Origin of the sequence: Pseudoalteromonas sp. US3C1013 (genome assembly GCF_048401115.1) — a bacterium.
Taxonomy (GTDB): domain Bacteria; phylum Pseudomonadota; class Gammaproteobacteria; order Enterobacterales; family Alteromonadaceae; genus Pseudoalteromonas; species Pseudoalteromonas undina.
On record NZ_CP183075.1, the window covers coordinates 507,887 to 528,433 of the forward strand.

Genomic DNA, 20,547 nt, shown 5'->3' on the forward strand with positions numbered 1-20,547 from the left:
AACCCTGCCGTCTTTTCTATATCTACTTTTTAAGAGTTTCAATTAATTCTTTGGTTAAAGCTTAGCTTACTCATTTATTTGTGAATATTACGTTAGTGCTTGGCGTATTAAATACACTTATAAACTAATCGCAAGCTATGTAATGTTATGTAAAGTCAATTGAGCAACGTTTATTAAAGTGATTGAATAACATTCATAAATAGCACTAATCAGGTTTAAACATGATGTGGCAATATAAGCCATCTTTATTAGCAATAAGCATTATAATGCTAAGCGGTTGTGCGAGTAACTTAAACCCATCGCAGCGCCAACAAGCTCCAAATAATTTACCACAGCAGTGGCAGCAACAAGCAGCAAGTTCGGTATTAAAAGTGGATGATGAATGGTTAACTCCACTGCACACGCCATTACTTAATAAATACGTAAAACAAGCGCTTAAAAACAACCAACAACTATTACAAACCAGCTATGATGTCGCTATTACTAAGCAGCAACTAATAGCAACCGGAACAGCTCTTTGGCCTAGTTTAGATTTATCTTCGCGTACTAGCCGCAGTAAAGGTAACCGGCCTGTTAGCTATAATAATGCCAGCTCTGTCAGCTTAAACTTAAATTACGAAGTTGACTTATGGGGTAAGCTGTCAGATTCAAAACGAGAAGCTAACCTTTCATATTTAGCTCAAAAAGCGCGTTTTGAACAAGCTAAACAGCAACTGGTTTCAGATGTTGTACAAGGCTGGTTTGATGTTGTGTCTGCGCAGCAGTTACTTGATTTATATAAGCGCCGTGAAGAGAATGCTAAGCAAAACCTCGATATAATTGAATCGGGTTACCGCCAAGGTATAAACGAAGCGCTTGATGTTTATTTAGCCCGCAATGAGCTTAATAACGAACGCTCACGCATTGCCACTCAAACAGCGAGTTTATCAAGTGCAGCGCGAGTGCTTGAACGCTTACTAGGTGAGTACCCAAAAGGGGCTATTGCAGCAAGTACTGACTTACCGGTTGTTGTTACCGAAATTCCAGTTGGTATTCCTTCAGAGCTCATTACTCGAAAGCCTGCATTACTTGCTAGTTGGTACGAGTTATTAGCTAGTGATGCGTCACTGGCTTATGCGCATAAACAGCGCTTTCCGAGTTTAAATTTAACTGCAAGCTTAAGTGATAGTACAGATCGAGTGAGTGATTTGTTTTCTCCTTCAAGCCTCGCATGGTCTTTACTCGGAAGTATTTCGGCACCTATTTTTGAGGGAGGGCGTTTACAAGCCAATGAAGAAATAGCGCGTCTGAATACTCAAAAGCAAGAGCAACAATACTTGCAAACTCTGTACGATGCATTTGCTGATGTAGAAAATGCAATATCGCAGCAGCAGTCTTTAAAAGCGCAGTACACCAGTACCCTTGAAGCACAAAAAAATGCACTTGCGGCCGAGCAATTATCGTTTGAGCAATATCAAAGTGGCTTGGTCACTTACACCACAGTATTGGATGCACAAGGGCGCTCGTTCGATGCGCAAAGTTCATTAATACAAATTAAAAACCAATTAATCGCAAATAGAATTAACCTACATGTTGCCCTTGGTGGTGATTTTGAAAAACCGTCAAGCGACTTAAAGAGCAATAACGATGAACACTAAAACAGCTAAAATTATTATTCCAGCCGCGGTTGTTGTTACCGCTCTTTTAATTGTATTTTTTATTAAGAGTAATCCGCCAGAGGCGAGACGCTTTACTTCAGCACCAAAAGCAGCAATTAGTGTGTCTGTAATTGAGCTTGTGCCTCAAAGTTATCAAGTAATGATAGACAGCTACGGTACGGTAAAACCTCGAACACAAAGCTTACTTGTTGCTCAAGCATCTGGGCAAATAATTGAAGTGAGCGATGAGTTTAGAGAAGGTGGCTTTTTTGAAAAAGGCGACGTGTTATTAAAGCTAGATGATAGAGATCATCAGGCAGAGGTTAAATCTGCTCAAGCTAATTTACTCACAGCAGAGCAAAGCTTATTAGAAGAAAAGGCCCGCGGGCAACAAGCACTAACTGATTGGAAGCGCCTTGGTGGTTCAAGCCAAGCCAGCAGCTTGGTATTACGTGAGCCGCAATTAGCAGCTGCGCAAGCACAAGTGCTATCGGCTCAAGCTGCTCTTGAAAAAGCAGAGCTTGATTTAGAACGGACAAAGGTTACTGCACCTTATGCTGGGCGCATACTGAGTCGTAGTGTCGATTTAGGTCAAGTAGTGAGTAACAATACCCAACTTGCCACTATTTACGCTATTGATAGTGTTGAAATTCGCTTACCAATAAAAAATAAAGACCTTTCGTTTGTTAACCTGCCAGAGCAATACCGTGATGGTGCTAAAAACCAAGCGGGTTCGTTAGTTAAATTTAGTTCTGATTTAGTGGGTGAGCAAATATGGCAAGGCCAACTTGCACGCACTGAAGGCGCTATTGACGAAAACGCGCAGCAACTTTACGTGGTAGCAAAAATAGACGACCCATATAAATCAACCGCCAGTAATCAGTATCCAATTAAAATAGGGCAATACATTAAGGCGCAAATAGCGGGTAAAACGGTGCAAAATGCATTGATCATTCCTAACAGCACAATTTACCAAGGTACTTATGTTTATGTGGTTGAAGGTGATGTATTAAAGCGTAAAGACGTTACTTTTGCATGGCAAAACGCCAATCAAGCAATGATCAAAACCGGTTTAAAAGCGAACGATAAATTAGTTGTTACGCCGCTAGGGCAAGTAAGCTCAGGCACTAAAGTGAGTATTTTAGGTGAAGAGCCAAAAGAAAAAGTACCTAAAAATAAGCGCCCGACTCGTGAGCAGCTAGAGCAAAAAGCAAAAGAGCTTGGTATCAGTGTTGAAGAGTTAATAAAAAAACGTCGCGCAGCCAAGCAAGGAGATAAAGCATGATTGCTTGGTTTACTAAAAACCATGTTGCTGCCAATTTATTGTTAGTAACTTTGTTGTTGTCGGGACTATTTAGTTTATCGAGTAAAATACCACTTGAGGTGTTTCCGTCTTTCGAAACAGACATGATAAGCGTAGGTGTTAGCCTGCGTGGTGCAACCCCTGAAGATGTAGAGCAGGGCGTAACAATTCGTATAGAAGAGGCCGTGCAAGACCTAGAGGGCATTAAACAAATATTTAGCCGCTCGTCAGAGGGCTCAGGCTCTGTAACCATTGAGGTTGAAAGTGGTTACGATCCTCGTGAACTGTTGGCTGATATTAAAAGCCGAGTAGATGCGATTAATACGTTTCCTGGCGATGCAGAAAAACCGATTGTTGCGCTGGCTGAGCGTAAAAGAGAAGTAATAGCCGTTACCGTATCAAGCGATTACGGCGAAAAAGAAACGCGTGAATATGCAGAAAAAGTGCGAGATCAAATACTTCGCTTACCTAACGTAACACAGGTAGAGCTAAGTGGTGTACGAGACTACGAGTTAGCCATTGAAGTTAGCCAAGACACACTTCGCCAGTACAGCCTAAGCCTTGCGCAAATATCGAGTGCTATTGCTAATTCAAGTTCTGATATTTCTGCTGGTAACTTAAAAACAGAAGGTGGCGATGTACTAATTAGCTCAAAAGGGCAGGCTTATCGTAAAGATGAATTTGCCAGCATAGTAGTAAAAAACCAAGCCGACGGAACGATTATCCGCTTAGGTGATATTGCTACAATTAAAGACGATTTTGAAGAAACGCCAGTACGCACCCGTTTTAATGGTAAGCAAGCGGCGTTTATAGACGTTTACCGAATTGGCCCGCAAAGCGCGATAACCGTGGCAGACGATGTTAAAAACTACATTGAAGAACAGCAAGCCACGCTACCACAAGGTTTTAAACTAAGTTATTGGGACGACGATTCAGAGCTAGTTAAAAGCCGTATCGCCACCTTAACCAGTAATGCTTTACAGGGTGGTATTTTAGTACTGGCACTACTCACGCTATTTTTACGCCCAGCAATTGCATTTTGGGTGTTTATTGGTATTCCTGTATCGTTTATGGGCGCATTTATCGCGATGCCAATTTTTGGTGTAACGTTAAATATAATGAGCTTATTCGGCTTTATTTTAGTACTTGGTATTGTAGTAGATGACGCCATAGTAACCGGCGAAAACGTGTATACCCATTTAAAAACGGCAAAATCCGGTGAGCAGGCTGCTATATTGGGTACTCAAGAAGTTGCGACTCCGGTTACCTTTGGTGTACTGACTACCGTTGCTGCCTTTTTACCTTTAGCATTTATTGAAGGGGCGCGCGGCGCCTTATTTGCACAAATTCCGGTAGTGGTTATTCCAGTTTTATTGTTTTCGCTAATTGAATCTAAATTTGTATTACCAGCACATTTAAAATACATAAAACTACGCCACCAAAAAGGTGAACCATCAAAGTTTGAAGCGATTCAACAACGTTTTGCTGATGGCTTTGAAAGTGCAATTTTAAAATATTACCAACCTATATTAAACACTGCTTTACGCCATAAACTAGCAACGGTTAGTTTATTTGTGGGGGTATTTTTTATTATTTTAACCATGATCACCAGTGGTTGGACTAAGTTTATCTTTTTCCCACGAATTCCTAGCGAAACTGTACGAGTCAATCTAACACTGCCAACAGGTACACCGTTTGAAGTAACCAATAAATACGTGATTGATATGTCCGAAAAAGCGCAGCAATTACAAGACAAATATCGCGATCCTAATACAGGCGAAAGCGTTATTTTAAATATATTAGCCACTACTGGCGGACGCGGTGGCGCGTCTAACTCCGGAGCGGTACGCTTTGAGATTACACCTGCAGAGCAGCGTGAGTCAGATATAGGTTCGCGAGAGCTTGCTAGTGAATGGCGCGATTTAATTGGTGTTATTCCTGGCGCTGAAAGCCTAACATTTAGAGCTGAAATTGGCCGAAGTTCAGACCCAATAGACGTTCAACTAAGTGGTACTTCACTAACAATATTGCAAGATGTAGCTGATAATATTAAAAATCGTTTAGCAACGTACCCAACGGTGTTTGATATTGCTGACAGTATGTCTGACGGTAAAGAAGAGTTGCGTATAGAGCTTACGCAACAAGGTTTGGCGCTTGGTTTAAACCGTGTAAATGTGGCAGGACAAGTGCGTAATTCGTTTTTTGGCTCGCAGGTTCAGCGTATTCAACGCGGACGAGACGACGTGCGTGTAATGGTTCGTTTACCTATTGACGAGCGCCGCTCTGTAGCTGATTTACAAAACATACTAATAAGCACTCCCGATGGCGGCTCTGTGCCATTGTCGCACGTGGCAACACTTACGGCAGGACAAAGCCCATCAACCATAAACCGTATTGATCGTTATCGCACACTAAACGTGACGGCTGATATTGAAAAAAACAACACCAACATGACGGTGCTTCAAGCCGACCTAGCACAATATTTAGACGAGTTAATGCAGCAATACCCAGGTGTTGATTACAAACTCGAAGGTGAAGCCAAAGAGCAAAGAGAGTCGTTTGGCTCATTGGCTTGGGCGTTAGTGTTTGTGTTTTTTATAATTTATGCGTTATTGGCCATTCCGTTTAAGTCATACATGCAACCAATTATTGTTATGAGTGTTATTCCATTTGGCATGATTGGCGCAGTAGTAGGGCACTGGATAATGGGTATGGATTTAACCATTATGAGCCTACTAGGTATGCTTGCGTTAATAGGGGTTGTAGTGAACGATTCGCTTGTATTAGTCGATTTCATTAATAAAAAACGCAGCGAAGGTGGCGATTTAATAGAGGCAGTTAAACTTGCTGGCGCATCGCGCTTTCGCCCGGTTATGCTCACCAGTTTAACCACTTTTATAGGTTTAATGCCGCTGCTGTTTGAAAAGGCGACTCAGGCGCAGTTTTTAATACCTATGGCAGTAAGCTTAGGATTTGGGATTATATTTGCGACTTTTATAACCTTATTACTTGTTCCCGTTAACTATATGCTGATGGAGCGCTTTCAAGGTTGGTTTAAGTAGTGTTAGGCATTAAAAAGACAAAGGGATAGGTGTTAGAAATAAGTTTAATATCGGGCTGTGGAGACGCAGTTCGATATATTTAAAGACGAAAGATAGGGAATATTTAGTTATAAAGAAATGCTTGAGAACCTAAGCTATAAAGGAAGGTGTTCCCCGAGAATGCGGTGCTCGGTGTCAGTCCTGAAACCTTGAGGTTTCAGGGCGGAAATCTGCGGTTTACCGTAGGCTTCTCGGTACATGCCGAGCTTGCACAATAGTAAACGAACAAAAATCCTGGTATAAAATTTATCGGCTCAGGGACTTAACCAAGCTCCTGCACCCCAGGGAACAAATTTAGTATATAAGACATATTCCAATCCTTAAACCCCAATCGTAAAAAATTAAACTGTTCGCTCAGTTTTCCTTCAAATTTAGGGTCTGTTGACCTTTACGGATTAAAATTTGTTCAAACTAGGGGGGGTTAATCGCGGCGCGAGGTTTGTAACCTAGTGGGCTAAGTAAAAACCGAGCAAAGCTTCCGCGTCCTGCTCACGCCCCTTACCTACATCCATGTAGGCAACAAAGAGTAAATCGCCCCTAGGCAGAACTCTTCGGGCAGCGCCTGTTTGGCATTGATGCTGCGTTATCGCCTATTTATGGGGAATAACCACACCACATAGGCCCTGCCTTGCCTAAATACCAAACAGACTGCTGAAAATTTAACCTTGAAGGGTCAACAGACCCTAATCTTGTATTTACTTTTAAGATTGCTTTTTGAACTCAATTTGCTTTTCAATCGCTTGCTTTTGACCTCAGTCATAGAATTCATTGGAGTTGCTTTTTATCGAGTGGTAGCATTGCTTTAATTAGCAAAGCGAAGACGTCATTATGAATAACTTACCAGATTACGAAAAAGCCCAACTTCTTTTAGAGAAAAATGAAATATTTGTATCACCCGCAGAAGCGCATGGCGTTATTAGCGGCTTACTTGCTTGTGGGCTAAGCATTGACGATAAAGAATACTTAGGCTTACTGAGCGATGTATTTAATGATGGCGAGTCGTTTAGTAACGATTTAAAACAGTTTTTTGGCCAAATTTATCAACAAGTAGTTGAAAGTTTTAATAACGAAGAGTTTCAATTTGACTTGTTTTTGCCTAGTGATGACGAAACACTCATCGATCAGGCTAACGGGCTCGTATCATGGGTAGCTGGGTTTATGTTGGGTTTTGGCTTAAAGCAAAAAGACTATGGCAAGCTGTCGGCAGATGTAAAAGAAGTGATCAGCGACTTTAGCGAAATTACACGCCTAGATACAACTTTTGAAGAAACCGAAGAAGATAGCCAAGCACTCCATGAAGTGATTGAGTACGTACGCGTATCGGCACTACTGTGTTTTGCTGAGCTAGGCAAAGAGCAAAATCCACAAAGCAACAAAAAAACACTGCATTAATTGAGCAACACAATAAAAGTAATAGGTTAGTTATTAATGGTTGAAATACAAAAGTCAGAGTTTAAAACGCGCCGCGAGCGTTTATTGGCGGCAATGGATAATAACAGTATTGCTATAATTCCCGCAGCAACAGAACTCACGCGTAGCCGTGATACTCATTATCCGTTTCGACAAGACAGTGACTTTTTTTACTTAACTGGTTTTAACGAACCCGATGCCGTGTTGGTGCTTTGCAAAAACAGTGATACACCCTCACTATTATTTTGCTTAGATAAAGACAAACTTGCAGAGGTATGGCACGGCAGACGCATTGGTTTTGAAAAAGCACAAAGCGAATACTTATTCGACAAAACTTATGCACTTAGTGAGCTAAATGAACAATTATTGAATTTGGTGAACGGCCAACAGATTTTATTTTATGCACAAGGGACGTATCCTGCCTTTGACGGCAAAGTATTTTCAATGCTTAACACTTTGCGTAGTGCCCCTAAAAAAGGGGATACAGCACCGAGTACAATTAAAGATATTCGCCCTTTATTGCATGAAATGCGCTTATTTAAATCGCCAGGCGAAATTAACATTATGCGTGAGGGCTGTGAAATAAGCGCTCGAGCACACATGCGAGCCATGCGTTTTTCCCACGTTGGCGCAACCGAGTTTCAACTAGAGGCAGAGCTTCATCATCACTATGCAATGAACGGTGCGCCACATCCTGCTTATGGCACTATTGTCGGCAGTGGCGATAACGCCAATATTTTGCACTACACCCAAAATAGCGACGTATTAAACAATGGCGACTTAGTACTGATTGATTCAGGCTGTGAGCTACAAGGCTACGCCGCCGATATAACGCGTACTTTCCCCGTTAACGGTAAATTTAGCACTGAGCAAGCTGCGCTTTATAATATTGTACTTAAAGCGCAAGAAGTCGCTTTTAGCGAAATAAAACCCGGTGGCCTCTTATCTCAGGCAAATAAACTCGCTATGCAAGTACTAACCCAAGGGTTACTCGATTTAGGTATTTTAACCGGCGATTTTGATGAGTTAATGGCACAAGGTGCCTGTAAAGAATACTACATGCATGGTCTTGGTCACTGGTTAGGACTTGATGTTCATGATGTGGGCGATTACAAGGTTAATAACCAAGAGCGTGTCTTAGAGCCGGGTATGGTGCTAACCATTGAGCCTGGGCTGTATATTAGTAAAGACTCAAATGCGCCTCAAAAATACCAAGGTATAGGTATTCGTATTGAAGATAACTTATTAGTAACTGATTCAGGTCATGACAACTTAACCATTAGCGTGCCTAAAACAATTAGTGAAATAGAAGCGTTAATGCAAAGCGCTAAAAACGCATAAGCTTGGAGATAAAAGTGGCTAAGCAGTTTGATATTGTAGTAATTGGTGGTGGTTTAGTTGGCGCAAGTTGTGCTCTAAGTATAAGTAAAAAAAATCCCAGCTTAAATATTGCTGTAATTGAAGCAAATCGAGTAACCACTGATTATCATCCAAGCTTTGATGACAGAAGCATCGCACTTGCCCAGCAGTCGGTAGAGTATTTACAAAGCCTCAATTTATTTGAAATGAAGGCTCCCTATGCTGCCGCCATAAAAAAAGTGAGTGTGTCAGACAGAGGGCACTTTGGTAAAACCCATATACAGTGTGATGAGTTTGCAAAACCCTCATTAGGTTATGTGGTAGAGGTAAACCCATTTGGCAGAGCGCTGCATCAGCGTTTAATGCAATCAAACATATCGCTTTTTTGCCCAGATAGCGTAACAGCGATAAAACAAAACGCCGATAGTAATGAACTTACATTACAAAGTAGCGAAAAACTCAGTGCTAAGCTGTTGGTGATTGCCGACGGTGCACAGTCGCCAACTCGTAATTTATTAGGGCTCGGCTTCAATACTCAGCCTTATAAACAAGGTGCGATTATTGCCAATATAGAAGTCGCTGGTGGACACCATCATCAGGCGTTTGAGCGGTTTACCCAAAATGGCCCAATGGCTTTATTACCCATGAGTAATAACCGCTATTCGTTAGTATGGTGTATGCGCCAAGAACATATTGAGCAGTATATGTCGCTAAGTGAACCAGACTTTATAAGTGCGCTGCAAACTGCCTTTGGTTATCGTGCAGGACAGTTTATAAAAGTCGGTATGCGCGCTAGCTACCCTCTAGTTTATGGGCAAATAGAATCGTTAACGACGCACCGCACAGTGGTGATAGGCAACGCGGCACACGCAATTCATCCTATTGCAGGACAAGGCTTTAATTTAGGGTTGCGAGATGTACAAGTGCTGAGTAACTTAATTGCAAACAGTGAACATGATTTAGGTAGCTATGCTTTTACTCGTCAATATTCAATCAAGCGCAGTGATGATATAAAAACCGTAATGACATTGACCGATGCCTTGGTTCGACTTTTTTCAAACTCATCACGGGTGTTAGCGCTTGGTCGTAGTATTGGGCTATTTTCAATGGATTTATTCCCCGCATTAAAAGCCCCATTAGCAAAACAATTAATGGGTCAAGTTAAACAAGGTACACGTTTATGAAACAAGTACAGGTTTGTATAGTGGGTGGTGGCTGCGTTGGGTTAACGCTGGCGCTCGGGCTTGCTAAAGCGAATATTAGCGTGGCTGTGTTAGATGCTGCGCCAACTCAAGCTCCACCTAGCGATGATTATGGCTTACGAGTTAGTGCACTAAGTATAGCCAGCCAAACCTTGCTGGAGCAATTAAATGTATGGCCACACATAATAGCTGAGCGTGCTTGTGCTTATACGCACATGGATGTACGCGATGCCGACAGCTTTGGAAAAATAACCTTTAATAACGAGCAACTTGAGCTTGAGCATTTAGGGCACATTGTTGAAAACGATATTATTCGTTTTGCGCTAATAAAAGAGCTTGAGCAACAAAGTAATGCCACAGTGATGTTTGATACTGAGTATCAGCAAATACATCAAAGTGAGTCTGACGTATTTATTAATTTAAAAACTGGCGAGCCTATTATTGCTAAGTTGCTGGTGGCGGCCGATGGCGCAAATTCAGCGATTCGTAAACAGTTTAATATGGCGCTGAGCTTTAAAGATTACGATCACCATGCGTTAGTAGCGACAGTTAAAACCAAAGAGTCACACGCAAATACCGCACGCCAAGTATTTTTACCAACGGGGCCACTAGCGTTTTTACCACTAAGCGATGAGCATACTCATTCAATTGTGTGGTCAACCAGCCCCAATCATTGCGATGAATTGTTAGCAATGGACGACACCGCCTTTAATAAAGCAGTTATGGCTGCCATAGATGGCCAATGTGGTTTATGTGAAGTGCAAAGTAAGCGCGTCGCGTTCCCACTTAAAATGCGTTACGCCCAACAATGGGTTAATGGCAAGGTGGTGTTAATGGGCGATGCAGCGCATACCATTCATCCATTAGCAGGGCTCGGTATGAACCTGGGCCTAAAAGATGCCGCTTATTTAATTGAGCTACTAAGTCAAGACGCCAAAGAATTTGCCAGTACGCGCACACTGCGTGATTACGAGCGCACCCGTAAGCTCGACGCACAAAAACACATCGCCATGATGCAAGGGCTAAAAGAGCTATTTGAAGGTGCAAACCCAGTTAAAAAGCTGATTCGCGGAGTCGGGCTATCGCTGGTTGATAATCTTGGGCCTATAAAGCACCTGTTCGCCAAAGAAGCGATAGGGAAGTGATAAAGACAAGCAGTCAGTTTTTAGCTATCAGCTTTCAGCCAAAGAAAAACCGATGTTTAGTTTAAACATCGGTTTTTTTGTTTATAGGCTAATGTCTTTAAAAAGCTATGCTTTTCACGCGAGCAAGCTCGGCGTTTACAATAAACCTTAATACCGAGTTTGGTTCTAATTGTAGGCGTACAGCTTGCTGACGGGACGAGCGAAGCTCGTAATTATCGTTAGCTAAAAAGCGCTTGGAATTAAATCAGCTACAAATTTTCTTGTGCTTCATTCACCATATCTTTGAGCGCATCAACTAACATTGGATCTCGCGAGTTTTGTTTAGCAAGTTTTAGTGCGTTTTTCATACTGGTAACGGCTTCTTTAAACTGTTTGTCAGCAGTGTAACCTTGCGATAATCGCATGTGGGAGTATGCTGCATTAGGATAATCGCTAGTAAAGCGTTTAAGTGTGGAGATAGCTTTGTTAGTGTTACCAAACTTTTGCTGACTATGCGCAAATTCTACGTACACATCTTGTGGGATTTTAAGCTCAAATCCGTACTTATCACTAAGTGCTTGGTAATAACCGGTAATCAATGATACATCCGCAAATTTTCCGTGCTCGTCAGTCACTTTAAATATTAGGTCGCTAAATAAGTGAATTAAGCTATCGCTAAGTGCTGGAAGTATGGTGCCCATATGAGTAAAAGAGGAGTAATGCTTATATTCCCATTTTAGCTGCGTGGGCATTTGTTGCTCTAAATTTACTAAAGTATTTAATGCACCTGTATAAAAGCGTGCGCCTTCACTTGCTACACTAATAAATAACGCTTGAGCGCCTTTAGGGTTTTTAGTGTATTTAGTGATATTACTTTTTAACTCTTCATCACTCCACCAACTATTTGGGCTTATGGCTATATAGTTGTTAAATAATTCCGGCTGATTAACTAAAGTATAAAGCGCTAATGTACCAGCATTAGAATGACCAATTAAGGTGTTGTAACCATTAGTTGGGTAGTTGCTATTTATATAGGGCATGAGCTCATCAGACACAAACTTTAAAAAATTATCGGTTTGCCCTGCGTCAGGCCATTTACTTTTAACAAAGGTTTGAAACTCAGTTTTAGGCTCCCCTTGTACTTTAGGTAAGTAATCACGAACGCGGTTGGTTGTATCGATAGCAACAAGCATTGCATTAGGTATCTGCTCGTAAACAACAAGGGATTTTATTACGCCAGACGCCGTATGAAAATGTTCAACACCATCAAGTAAATAAATAACATAAAGGGGCTGCTCGTCTTTTACGGTTTCAGGTATGAAAATTCTGACAGGCCTATCTTCATTAAGTATTTTTGATTGAAGAATGACTTTTTTACCCACGGTTATGTCGGTTGTAGCGGTGTTTGCATAGCTTAAAAAAGAGGTACTAAAAGTAAGTATTAATACAAGCGATAATAAAAGCTTCATAAATATCCTTATTTAATAATGTGTTGCTTGATAATTGCACGGCTTTAGGTTTGAGTAAATGTTTATATTTTAGAAGCAAATGTAGAGCTTAAATAATTTAAAGCTATGCTTTTCAAGCTCGGCGTCTACCCCGTAAATATTAAGCACTTATCTTTATTTTATTTGTTGATATAAAGGGAGTATCCAATAATGTCTTCCCGAAACCCGAAACCCGAAACCCGAAACCCGAAACCCGAAACCCGAAACCCGAAACCCGAAACCCGAAACCTTTAACACTTATCTATCAAAGCTTAAAAAACCTGCTTGCTTAATTATCCTACTAAGCGTAAAATGCGCGCTCATTTCGGCTTTTAAACTATTAATTCCTTGCCTTAAACCGACCGGCCGAAACGGTAGAAGGCTCTATTAACCGTAAGGAATATCCATGCGTCATTACGAAATCGTATTCATGGTTCACCCTGATCAGAGTGAGCAAGTATCTGGTATGATCGAACGTTATACTGGTTCTATCACTGAAGCAGGTGGTACTATCCACCGTCTTGAAGACTGGGGTCGTCGTCAACTGGCTTACCCAATCAACAAGCTTCATAAAGCTCATTATGTTCTTATGAACGTTGAAGCACCAACTGAAGTAATCAGCGAGCTAGAAACTACTTTCCGCTACAACGATGCAGTGCTTCGTAACTTAGTTATGCGTACTAAAAACGCTGTAACTGAAGCGTCTCCTCTTGTAAGAGAAGAGAAGAAAGAAGCACCAGCTGCTTAATTGTTTTGAGTCCTAGCATGGCACGTAGTCAGCAGTTACTATAATGGTTAGCCCATATACGAATCAGCTGGTTATATCGGGGGTAGTTTGTAAAACACCCAAGTTTAGCCAAAGCCCCGCGGGCATACCGCATTGTATTTTTGTTGTAGAACATAAATCGATGCAAGTTGAAGCAGATCTTAACCGTAATAGTTATGTTAGGCTTCAGGTGGTTGCCAGTGGTAAGCAAATGCAACAACAGACTCAACATTTGCACGTTGGGCAGGCATTGCAAGTGAGTGGTTTTTTAAATCGCCACGAAGGTCGTAACGGCCTTAGCCAATTGGTTTTGCATGCTCAGCATATAGAAAGAATTATTTGAGGAATTAATCTCATGGCACGTTATTTCAGACGTCGTAAGTTCTGCCGCTTTAAAGCGGAAGGCGTACAACAAATCGATTACAAAGATCTAGCTACTCTTAGAAACTATGTTACAGAAAGTGGCAAAATCGTACCTAGCCGTATCACAGGTACTAGCGCTAAATACCAGCGCCAGCTAGCAACTGCTATTAAGCGTGCTCGCTACTTAGCCCTTCTTCCATACACTGACTTACATAAGTAAGCAGCGGATTAACACGTTTTTAAAAGGTGTAGAAACATGCAAGTTATTCTACTAGATAAGATCGCTAACCTAGGTGGCCTAGGTGACCAGGTTGTAGTTAAATCTGGCTTCGCACGTAACTTCCTTTTCCCACAAGGTAAGGCAGTTCCTGCAACTAAAGCAAACATTGAAACGTTTGACGCACGTCGCGCAGAACTAGAAGCAAAAATCGCTGAACAGTTAACTGCAGCACAAGCACGCGCTGACAAACTTGAAGCATTAGCTGAAGTTACATTAGTATCTAAAGCTGGTGACGAAGGTAAATTATTCGGTTCAATCGGTACTCGTGACATCGCTGACGCTATCTCAGCTGTTGGTGTTGAAGTTGCTAAATCAGAAGTTCGTTTACCTCTAGGTACTATCCGTGAGACTGGCGAATTTGACGTTGCAATCGCAGTACACTCAGACGTAACAGCTACTATTAAAGTAATCGTTATTGCTGAAGCTTAATTTTTAAAATTAAGTTAAAAAAAACCGTGCTTTGCACGGTTTTTTTGTGTCTAAAATTTATAACCCAAAGCAATAAATTGTTTGTTGTGGATAAAATCAAACACCTTTCTAAAATAAACCTTAATTTTCTACAAATATTTTTTATTTCATTTAAACCTTTCTATTCTTCTGCGCGTCTAATAAGTTAAATTGCAATTACATAATTATAAACAGGAAAAATTTGCGATGTTAATGGACGCTAATCAGCCAATAACTGATCAAGTGCAGCAAATGCTTATTGATCAAGTTAAAAACGGCGACCAGTTAGCTTATAAAGCGCTCTATGACATGCATAAAGCAAAAGTTTATGGCTTATGCCTGAGGCTTATAGCCGATGAGGAGTATGCACAAGATGCTACCCAAGAAGTATTTGTGCAAGTATGGAACAAAATAGCGCAATTTGATGGACGTTCGCAGTTTTCCACTTGGCTTTATAGTGTCGCCAGTAATATTGCTATTAGTTATGTGCGCAGACAAAAACATTGGCTTAATAAAGTAATTAGCTTTGAGCAAAGCGGAATGGATGAACAAGCTGCACATGACTGTAACGGATTAAATGGGCTAGATAAATTAATTGTTAGACTGCCTGAGCGCGCAAGAATGGTATTTGTGCTTTATGCAGTAGAAGGTTACAGGCATGAGGAAATTGCAACCCTGTTAGGTATGGCGGTAGGCTCTAGTAAGGCGCAATATCATCGTGCAAGGCAATTATTAAAGCAGTGGTATGAAAATGAGTAAAACAAATTTTGATGACTACTTAAATGAGTCTTTAACCCAGTTAGATAAAAATATTCCACCAAAAAAAGAACTGTGGAATGGGATTGAGCGCGCAATAATAGCTAATAATCAGCCCACTATTAATACTAATCAATATTGGCCAAAGCTCACCGCCATTGCTGCATGTTTTACCGCGGTTTTGGTCAGCACAGTATTGTTATTTAAAGTACCAGAGGCAAATACTGCAGTGGCAATGAGTGAGTTTTTTACTAAACAAAAACAAAGTTTACTAGTGCAATATCAAAGCCAAGCAGCATTGACCGACAATTGGCAAGTACAGTTACAAGAACTTGAAGATGCAGAGCAAGCAATAAAGCAAACTCTTGAAAATGAACCGAAAAATAAGGCGCTATTGTCTATGTTAGCGCAAGTTTATCAACAACAACTCGACTTAATTAACAAGGTGCATGCACCGCGTTGGCAACACATCTAGGAGAAATAAATGAAAGCAATAATATTAGGGATCGCTTTATTACCCATGGCCGTATTTGCTGGTGAAAAAATAGATCAGCAAATTGAGGTACCCAATGCTGGGGTGATCCACATTGAAAACCAGCGTGGTGATATTAAAGTGACAGGTTGGGATAAAAATCAATTTAAAGTAACCGGTGAACTTGATGATAAGGCACAAGGCTACACACTTAAAACACAGGGTAATAAAACCCAGTTTATTGTGAAAATGCCTGAACTTTCTAATTGGGATAATAACAACAATGGCTCAACGCTCACTATTTTTATGCCAAAAAGTAGTGCGCTAGAATTTGTGGGTGTTAATGCATCTATAACGGCCAAAGAGTTACAAAAAGGTACTGAAATTGATGTAGTTAATGGGGCTATTACAGTAAACGATCTTAATGGCGATATTAAGCTGACCACTGTAAATGGTGACATCAAGGCAAAAGCACTTAATGGTAAAGTTCAATTTGAAACTGTTAATGGTTCGATTGATGATCAGCAATCTAGCGGTGAAGTTCGTTTTAGTGCGGTTAATGGCGATATTACATCAAACTCGACGGCCAATGATATTCGCTTAGAAAACGTAAATGGCGATATTAACTTTAATTTAGATACAATTAAAGAGTTACAAATAAGCACCGTTAATGGCGAAGTTAAGGTACAAATTAACCGCCTTCTGAGTGATGCTGATGTGAGTTTTGAATCTGTTAGTGGTAACGCTGCGTTTTATTTCCCTGCTGATTTATCAGCACAATTTGAGGTGGAAGCACACGCTGGCGGTAAAATTGACAACCAGTTAACTAACGATCAAGTACAAAAAGCCAAATATGGCCCAGCAAGTGGAATTAAGTTTAATACTAATGGCACTGATGCTAGCGTAGAGATGAATACTATTAGCGGTGTTATCGAACTTAAACGTCAATAATTAGCTATTTTATTTTAAGTAACAAAAAGCAGGAAAAGATTTCCTGCTTTGCTATTTGCACAGCCCCGCCAAGTCGATAGAATAGAGCTATTCAATTTTAGTACTGTGAAGTTATGGCCAAACCAGATAAGCAAGTCGACACTCTTAAAGTTCCTCCCCATTCAATAGAAGCTGAACAATCTGTTTTAGGTGGTTTAATGCTTGATAACCAAGCATTTGATCGCGTAGCTGAACTTGTTGTGGCGCAGGATTTTTATACCCGTACCCATAAGCTTATTTTTGAGGCGATGACAGCTCTTGCTGAAATTGGTGATCCGATTGACTTAATCACAATTTCTGAGAGTTTAGAAAAAAATAACCAGCTGTCAGGTATTGGTGGATTTGCGTATTTAGCCGAAATAGCAAAAAACACCCCAAGTGCTGCCAATATTGACGCTTACGCAAGTATTGTTCGCGAGCGCGCCGTTGTTCGTGAAATGATTGGTGTTGCCAATGAAATAGCCGAAGCGGGCTTTAATCCTGAAGGGCGTACTAGCCACGACTTACTTGATTTTGCTGAAAGTAAAGTATTTAAAATTGCTGAGCAGCGTACAAAAAGTAGTGAAGGCCCACAAAGCATTCACAACATACTTGAAAAAACCGTTGATAAAATAGAAGAGCTTTATCAATCACCACAAGATGGTGTGACCGGTGTGAGCACGGGTTATGCTGATCTTGATAAAATGACTACAGGCTTGCAGCCATCTGATTTAATTATTGTGGCAGCGCGTCCATCAATGGGTAAAACCACTTTTGCGATGAACCTTGCTGAACATGCCGCAATGACTCAAGACAAGCCAGTGCTTATTTACTCACTCGAGATGCCCTCTGAACAAATTATGATGAGGATGCTGGCGTCCCTTGGCCGAATTAACCAAACTAAAGTACGTACTGGTCAGCTAGATGACGATGACTGGGCGCGCCTTTCATCAACCATGGGATTACTCATGGAAAAAGGCAAAATGTACGTTGATGATGCCTCAGGCTTAACACCTACCGATGTTCGCTCACGTGCACGTCGTATAGCACGTGATCATGGTGGTATTAGTATGATTATGGTCGATTACCTGCAATTAATGCGTGTACCTAGCTTGTCAGATAACCGTACCTTAGAAATTGCCGAAATTTCACGCTCACTCAAAGCATTAGCAAAAGAGTTGCAGTGTCCGGTTGTTGCTCTATCGCAGCTTAACCGTACTCTAGAGCAACGTGCTGATAAACGTCCAATTAACTCAGATTTACGTGAGTCGGGCTCTATTGAGCAAGATGCCGATTTGATCATGTTTATTTATCGTGATGAAGTCTATAACGAAGACAGTACTGAAAAAGGCATTGCCGAGATTATTATCGGTAAACAGCGTAACGGTCCGATTGGTAAAGTGCGCCTAACCTTCCAAGGTCAATTCTCTCGCTTTGATAATTACGCGGGGCCTGCTGTAGATGATGATTACTAATGCGCTTAGCCACTGCTGAAGTTAATTTAACCGCGCTTGAACATAACCTAGCACAGGTAAAACGCTTTGCGCCCAATAGTAAAGTCATGGCCGTACTTAAAGCGAATGCTTATGGGCATGGTTTAGTCACTATTGCGCAACACTTAAATGAAGCGGATGCATTTGCGGTTGCGCGTATAGATGAAGCGTTAGCGCTGCGTGCAGGTGGCCTTACAAAACCGATTGTGTTGCTAGAAGGCTTTTTTCATCAAGAAGACTTACCTATTTTACTGGCGAATAATTTTCAAACTATTATTCATGACGAGATACAGCTAAAAATGCTGGAGAGTGTGCAGCTAGATGCGCCTTTAAATTGCTGGTTAAAAATAAATACCGGCATGCATCGCTTAGGTATTGCGCCTGAGCAGTTTGATATGTTTTATCAGCGACTACAAGCCAGCCCAAATGCACAAAACAAAATAAACTTAATGACCCATTTTGCGTGTGCCGATGATGTAAAAAATACTAAAACAGTGCAGCAAATAACTTTGTTCGATAATTTAACCCAAGAGGTTCAGCAAGCTCATTGTTTATCGAACTCTGCGGGAATTATAGCGTGGCCGAGTGGTCATGGTGATTGGGTTAGACCTGGGCTAATGCTTTACGGTGTATCGCCTATGGCCAATCACACAGGTAAAGATCATCAATTAAAGCCTGTAATGCGCTTAACCACTAAGGTGATAGCAGTGCGTAATGTGGGGGCACATGAGCAAGTAGGCTATGGCGGCCGCTGGCAAAGTGATAAACCTACGGTGTTGGCTGTGGTTGCACTGGGCTATGGTGATGGTTATCCGCGTCATGCGAAAGAAGGCACACCCGTGATTATTAATGGGCATCGTTACGGTATTGTGGGTAGTGTAGCTATGGATATGATCACCCTTGATATAGGTAATAACGAGCACAATGTCCAGGTGGGTGATGAAGTGATTATGTGGGGGCCAGAGCTACCAGTAGAAGAGATTGCACAATGTGCTGATACTATTTCTTACGAGTTATTGTGTAATATCACACCGCGTGTAAGTTATGAGTACCAGCGCTAATGTTTATTATTAAAGATATGCAGTAAGTTTACATTGCTGTCATGATCGTGATGCTAGCTTACTGGGTATGGTTACTCTTTTATAAAGTAAATATCGCTAAAGCCCATACGTGCAAACTCTTGGTCGCGAAAATTGCGTACCGCCGATGAACCTTTAGAGGTCATTTCAATTTGGCGTACCATGTTTAAGTAATTAGTTAAATCGATACCCTCAGCAGCCGCAATAGCCTGATACATATCGTGGTATTTATCTTTTGCGAAGTTAATTTCGCGCGGTTGATTTTTAAAAGTATAGGTAATTCTGCGTGCCATAATAAGCTCAGTTATATTGAGTGTTAGTGTAATTTTACACTGTATTTAAGTTGCGTTGAATGATTAGTTGAAATCAAATAATTAAAAAGTTGAGTTTGAAATGAAATTATCAGTAGAGATCAGTAAATACCCGCTTCATCAAGATTATATTCCCTTTATTAAAGGTTTTATTGACCGGTTAAATACCTATGATGATTTAAAAGTGATTACAAACACATTGTCGACGCAAATTTTTGGTGACTATGATTTAGTAATGTCGGTACTTAGTACTGAAATAAAACGTTCATACGAAGAGTTTGGCAAGGCTATTTTTGTTTGTAAATTTCTCTCTGGTGATCTTTCTCCTGAATAATGCTTAATAGCTTAGTGAGCCAATAATGGACTTTATTAACCAAACTCTTGCTGGGTTTACTGCGATGTCACACTGGGAATATATTGCAGTGGCTTTGTCTATGACTTACCTTTTATTAGCTATCAAAGAAAACCTTTGGTGCTGGCCTGCGGCATTCTTTAGTACCTTAATTTACACTATTATGTACTGGAATGGCGCTTTATTAATGGAGTCATTACTACACTTTTATTATATGTATATGGCAGTCTATGGCTGGCTAGCATGGAGGAAGAGTGGAGTAGGCAAACAGGAATTAGCAATTACATCATGGCGGGTAAGTCAACATATTGGCATTATCAGTATAACGTCCTTAGTTGCGATAATTTTGGGCTATATAATGACTAATTATACCCATGCTGATTTTGCCTATTTAGATAGTTTTACCACTTGTTTTGCTGTTGTTACTACTTATTTAGTGGCCAAAAAAGTGCTGGAGAATTGGTTATATTGGATAGTGATAGATGCCGCTTCGATGTACTTGTATTACGAAAAAGGCTATTACCCAACACTTGCGTTGTTTATCTTCTACACGCTAATGGCAGCATGGGGGTTTAAAACCTGGTATGAAGAGTACGAGCAAGAGCAAGCTAAGCCTCTAGCACAGCTATAAGAGCC

General features: G+C 40.9%; 20 protein-coding genes and 1 other RNA gene. 18 read left to right on the forward strand and 3 right to left on the reverse strand.

The genetic code is table 11. The features are described from left to right. Positions 1 to 221 precede the first annotated feature (221 nt). The 3 genes from ACNSN2_RS02360 to ACNSN2_RS02370 are packed head-to-tail and all read left to right on the forward strand — an operon-like array spanning position 222 to position 6,002. Complete coding sequence (locus ACNSN2_RS02360; protein WP_418608478.1) at positions 222 to 1,637, forward strand: TolC family protein; 1,416 nt, start codon at positions 222 to 224, stop codon at positions 1,635 to 1,637. Further along, positions 1,627 to 2,922 carry an efflux RND transporter periplasmic adaptor subunit gene (locus ACNSN2_RS02365; protein ID WP_418608480.1) on the forward strand — a complete coding sequence of 432 codons (1,296 nt, stop codon included), beginning with the start codon at positions 1,627 to 1,629 and terminating at the stop codon, positions 2,920 to 2,922. The genes ACNSN2_RS02360 and ACNSN2_RS02365 overlap by 11 nt, the downstream gene beginning before the upstream one ends. Further along, a complete protein-coding gene (locus tag ACNSN2_RS02370) occupies positions 2,919 to 6,002 on the forward strand; it encodes an efflux RND transporter permease subunit (protein WP_418608482.1) in 3,084 nt (1,027 codons plus the stop codon). Before ACNSN2_RS02365 ends, ACNSN2_RS02370 begins: the two co-directional genes overlap by 4 nt. 146 nt (positions 6,003 to 6,148) lie before the next feature. Here ACNSN2_RS02370 and ssrS read toward each other — a convergent pair. Next, positions 6,149 to 6,332, reverse strand: a non-coding RNA gene (ssrS, locus tag ACNSN2_RS02375) — 6S RNA. A gap of 537 nt (positions 6,333 to 6,869) precedes the next feature. Here ssrS and ACNSN2_RS02380 point away from each other — a divergent pair. The 4 genes from ACNSN2_RS02380 to ACNSN2_RS02395 are packed head-to-tail and all read left to right on the forward strand — an operon-like array spanning position 6,870 to position 11,157. Then, positions 6,870 to 7,433, forward strand: coding sequence for a UPF0149 family protein (locus tag ACNSN2_RS02380; protein WP_008110427.1), 564 nt, complete (start codon positions 6,870 to 6,872; stop codon positions 7,431 to 7,433). A gap of 36 nt (positions 7,434 to 7,469) precedes the next feature. Beyond that, positions 7,470 to 8,792 carry a Xaa-Pro aminopeptidase gene (pepP, locus tag ACNSN2_RS02385; RefSeq protein ID WP_418608485.1) on the forward strand — a complete coding sequence of 441 codons (1,323 nt, stop codon included), beginning with the start codon at positions 7,470 to 7,472 and terminating at the stop codon, positions 8,790 to 8,792. A gap of 14 nt (positions 8,793 to 8,806) precedes the next feature. Beyond that, positions 8,807 to 9,994, forward strand: a complete 1,188-nt coding sequence (gene ubiH, locus ACNSN2_RS02390; protein ID WP_418608487.1) for a 2-octaprenyl-6-methoxyphenyl hydroxylase — start codon at positions 8,807 to 8,809, stop codon at positions 9,992 to 9,994. After that, complete coding sequence (locus ACNSN2_RS02395) at positions 9,991 to 11,157, forward strand: FAD-dependent monooxygenase (protein WP_372858662.1); 1,167 nt, start codon at positions 9,991 to 9,993, stop codon at positions 11,155 to 11,157. Before ubiH ends, ACNSN2_RS02395 begins: the two co-directional genes overlap by 4 nt. 248 nt (positions 11,158 to 11,405) lie before the next feature. Here the strand turns inward: ACNSN2_RS02395 and ACNSN2_RS02400 are convergent, their stop codons facing one another. Beyond that, the gene (locus ACNSN2_RS02400) at positions 11,406 to 12,605 is read right to left on the reverse strand and encodes an alpha/beta hydrolase-fold protein (RefSeq protein ID WP_418608489.1); all 1,200 of its coding nucleotides are present in this window, start codon (positions 12,603 to 12,605) and stop codon (positions 11,406 to 11,408) included. Positions 12,606 to 13,029: 424 nt separating this feature from the next. Between ACNSN2_RS02400 and rpsF the strand changes: the two genes are divergently transcribed. The 9 genes from rpsF (at position 13,030) to alr (ending at position 19,230) form a co-directional block, all read left to right on the forward strand. Further along, complete coding sequence (gene rpsF / locus ACNSN2_RS02405; RefSeq protein WP_008110420.1) at positions 13,030 to 13,371, forward strand: 30S ribosomal protein S6; 342 nt, start codon at positions 13,030 to 13,032, stop codon at positions 13,369 to 13,371. 43 nt (positions 13,372 to 13,414) lie between these two features. Beyond that, entirely contained in the window at positions 13,415 to 13,732 is a 318-nt protein-coding gene (gene priB, locus ACNSN2_RS02410; RefSeq protein WP_008466122.1) for a primosomal replication protein N, read from the forward strand. A 12-nt stretch (positions 13,733 to 13,744) separates the two neighbouring features. Then, complete coding sequence (gene rpsR / locus ACNSN2_RS02415; protein ID WP_002962753.1) at positions 13,745 to 13,972, forward strand: 30S ribosomal protein S18; 228 nt, start codon at positions 13,745 to 13,747, stop codon at positions 13,970 to 13,972. A 36-nt stretch (positions 13,973 to 14,008) separates the two neighbouring features. Continuing rightward, complete coding sequence (gene rplI, locus ACNSN2_RS02420; protein ID WP_008110407.1) at positions 14,009 to 14,461, forward strand: 50S ribosomal protein L9; 453 nt, start codon at positions 14,009 to 14,011, stop codon at positions 14,459 to 14,461. A gap of 225 nt (positions 14,462 to 14,686) precedes the next feature. Continuing rightward, the gene (locus tag ACNSN2_RS02425) at positions 14,687 to 15,238 is read left to right on the forward strand and encodes an RNA polymerase sigma factor (RefSeq protein WP_054202246.1); all 552 of its coding nucleotides are present in this window, start codon (positions 14,687 to 14,689) and stop codon (positions 15,236 to 15,238) included. Continuing rightward, positions 15,225 to 15,710 carry a hypothetical protein gene (locus ACNSN2_RS02430; RefSeq protein WP_010390851.1) on the forward strand — a complete coding sequence of 162 codons (486 nt, stop codon included), beginning with the start codon at positions 15,225 to 15,227 and terminating at the stop codon, positions 15,708 to 15,710. Before ACNSN2_RS02425 ends, ACNSN2_RS02430 begins: the two co-directional genes overlap by 14 nt. 9 nt (positions 15,711 to 15,719) lie before the next feature. Then, on the forward strand, positions 15,720 to 16,658 hold the full coding sequence (locus ACNSN2_RS02435; RefSeq protein ID WP_010390853.1) for a DUF4097 family beta strand repeat-containing protein: 939 nt from the start codon (positions 15,720 to 15,722) through the stop codon (positions 16,656 to 16,658). A gap of 113 nt (positions 16,659 to 16,771) precedes the next feature. After that, positions 16,772 to 18,151: a replicative DNA helicase gene (gene dnaB / locus ACNSN2_RS02440; protein ID WP_010390854.1), complete on the forward strand. Its 1,380-nt coding sequence runs from the start codon at positions 16,772 to 16,774 to the stop codon at positions 18,149 to 18,151. Further along, positions 18,151 to 19,230 carry an alanine racemase gene (alr, locus tag ACNSN2_RS02445; RefSeq protein ID WP_418608497.1) on the forward strand — a complete coding sequence of 360 codons (1,080 nt, stop codon included), beginning with the start codon at positions 18,151 to 18,153 and terminating at the stop codon, positions 19,228 to 19,230. Before dnaB ends, alr begins: the two co-directional genes overlap by 1 nt. Positions 19,231 to 19,301: 71 nt before the next feature. Here the strand turns inward: alr and ACNSN2_RS02450 are convergent, their stop codons facing one another. Then, positions 19,302 to 19,541 carry a DUF2960 domain-containing protein gene (locus ACNSN2_RS02450; RefSeq protein WP_004588463.1) on the reverse strand — a complete coding sequence of 80 codons (240 nt, stop codon included), beginning with the start codon at positions 19,539 to 19,541 and terminating at the stop codon, positions 19,302 to 19,304. Positions 19,542 to 19,641: 100 nt separating this feature from the next. Between ACNSN2_RS02450 and ACNSN2_RS02455 the strand changes: the two genes are divergently transcribed. Both ACNSN2_RS02455 and pnuC read left to right on the forward strand, forming a co-directional pair. Then, entirely contained in the window at positions 19,642 to 19,893 is a 252-nt protein-coding gene (locus tag ACNSN2_RS02455; RefSeq protein WP_010390856.1) for a hypothetical protein, read from the forward strand. A gap of 25 nt (positions 19,894 to 19,918) precedes the next feature. After that, the gene (gene pnuC, locus ACNSN2_RS02460; RefSeq protein ID WP_075170403.1) at positions 19,919 to 20,542 is read left to right on the forward strand and encodes a nicotinamide riboside transporter PnuC; all 624 of its coding nucleotides are present in this window, start codon (positions 19,919 to 19,921) and stop codon (positions 20,540 to 20,542) included. Positions 20,543 to 20,547: the final 5 nt, after the last annotated feature.

Excerpts from the sequence above, each read along its gene's own strand:
- ACNSN2_RS02360 (WP_418608478.1), top strand. The coding sequence starts at position 222 with ATGATGTGGCAATATAAGCCATCTTTATTAGCAATAAGCATTATAATG.
- ACNSN2_RS02365 (WP_418608480.1), top strand. The coding sequence starts at position 1,627 with ATGAACACTAAAACAGCTAAAATTATTATTCCAGCCGCGGTTGTTGTT.
- ACNSN2_RS02370 (WP_418608482.1), top strand. The coding sequence starts at position 2,919 with ATGATTGCTTGGTTTACTAAAAACCATGTTGCTGCCAATTTATTGTTA.
- ACNSN2_RS02380 (WP_008110427.1), top strand. The coding sequence starts at position 6,870 with ATGAATAACTTACCAGATTACGAAAAAGCCCAACTTCTTTTAGAGAAA.
- pepP (WP_418608485.1), top strand. The coding sequence starts at position 7,470 with ATGGTTGAAATACAAAAGTCAGAGTTTAAAACGCGCCGCGAGCGTTTA.
- ACNSN2_RS02395 (WP_372858662.1), top strand. The coding sequence starts at position 9,991 with ATGAAACAAGTACAGGTTTGTATAGTGGGTGGTGGCTGCGTTGGGTTA.
- ACNSN2_RS02400 (WP_418608489.1), bottom strand. The coding sequence starts at position 12,605 with ATGAAGCTTTTATTATCGCTTGTATTAATACTTACTTTTAGTACCTCT.
- rpsF (WP_008110420.1), top strand. The coding sequence starts at position 13,030 with ATGCGTCATTACGAAATCGTATTCATGGTTCACCCTGATCAGAGTGAG.
- priB (WP_008466122.1), top strand. The coding sequence starts at position 13,415 with ATGGTTAGCCCATATACGAATCAGCTGGTTATATCGGGGGTAGTTTGT.
- rpsR (WP_002962753.1), top strand. The coding sequence starts at position 13,745 with ATGGCACGTTATTTCAGACGTCGTAAGTTCTGCCGCTTTAAAGCGGAA.
- rplI (WP_008110407.1), top strand. The coding sequence starts at position 14,009 with ATGCAAGTTATTCTACTAGATAAGATCGCTAACCTAGGTGGCCTAGGT.
- ACNSN2_RS02425 (WP_054202246.1), top strand. The coding sequence starts at position 14,687 with ATGTTAATGGACGCTAATCAGCCAATAACTGATCAAGTGCAGCAAATG.
- ACNSN2_RS02430 (WP_010390851.1), top strand. The coding sequence starts at position 15,225 with ATGAAAATGAGTAAAACAAATTTTGATGACTACTTAAATGAGTCTTTA.
- ACNSN2_RS02435 (WP_010390853.1), top strand. The coding sequence starts at position 15,720 with ATGAAAGCAATAATATTAGGGATCGCTTTATTACCCATGGCCGTATTT.
- dnaB (WP_010390854.1), top strand. The coding sequence starts at position 16,772 with ATGGCCAAACCAGATAAGCAAGTCGACACTCTTAAAGTTCCTCCCCAT.
- alr (WP_418608497.1), top strand. The coding sequence starts at position 18,151 with ATGCGCTTAGCCACTGCTGAAGTTAATTTAACCGCGCTTGAACATAAC.
- ACNSN2_RS02450 (WP_004588463.1), bottom strand. The coding sequence starts at position 19,541 with ATGGCACGCAGAATTACCTATACTTTTAAAAATCAACCGCGCGAAATT.
- ACNSN2_RS02455 (WP_010390856.1), top strand. The coding sequence starts at position 19,642 with ATGAAATTATCAGTAGAGATCAGTAAATACCCGCTTCATCAAGATTAT.
- pnuC (WP_075170403.1), top strand. The coding sequence starts at position 19,919 with ATGGACTTTATTAACCAAACTCTTGCTGGGTTTACTGCGATGTCACAC.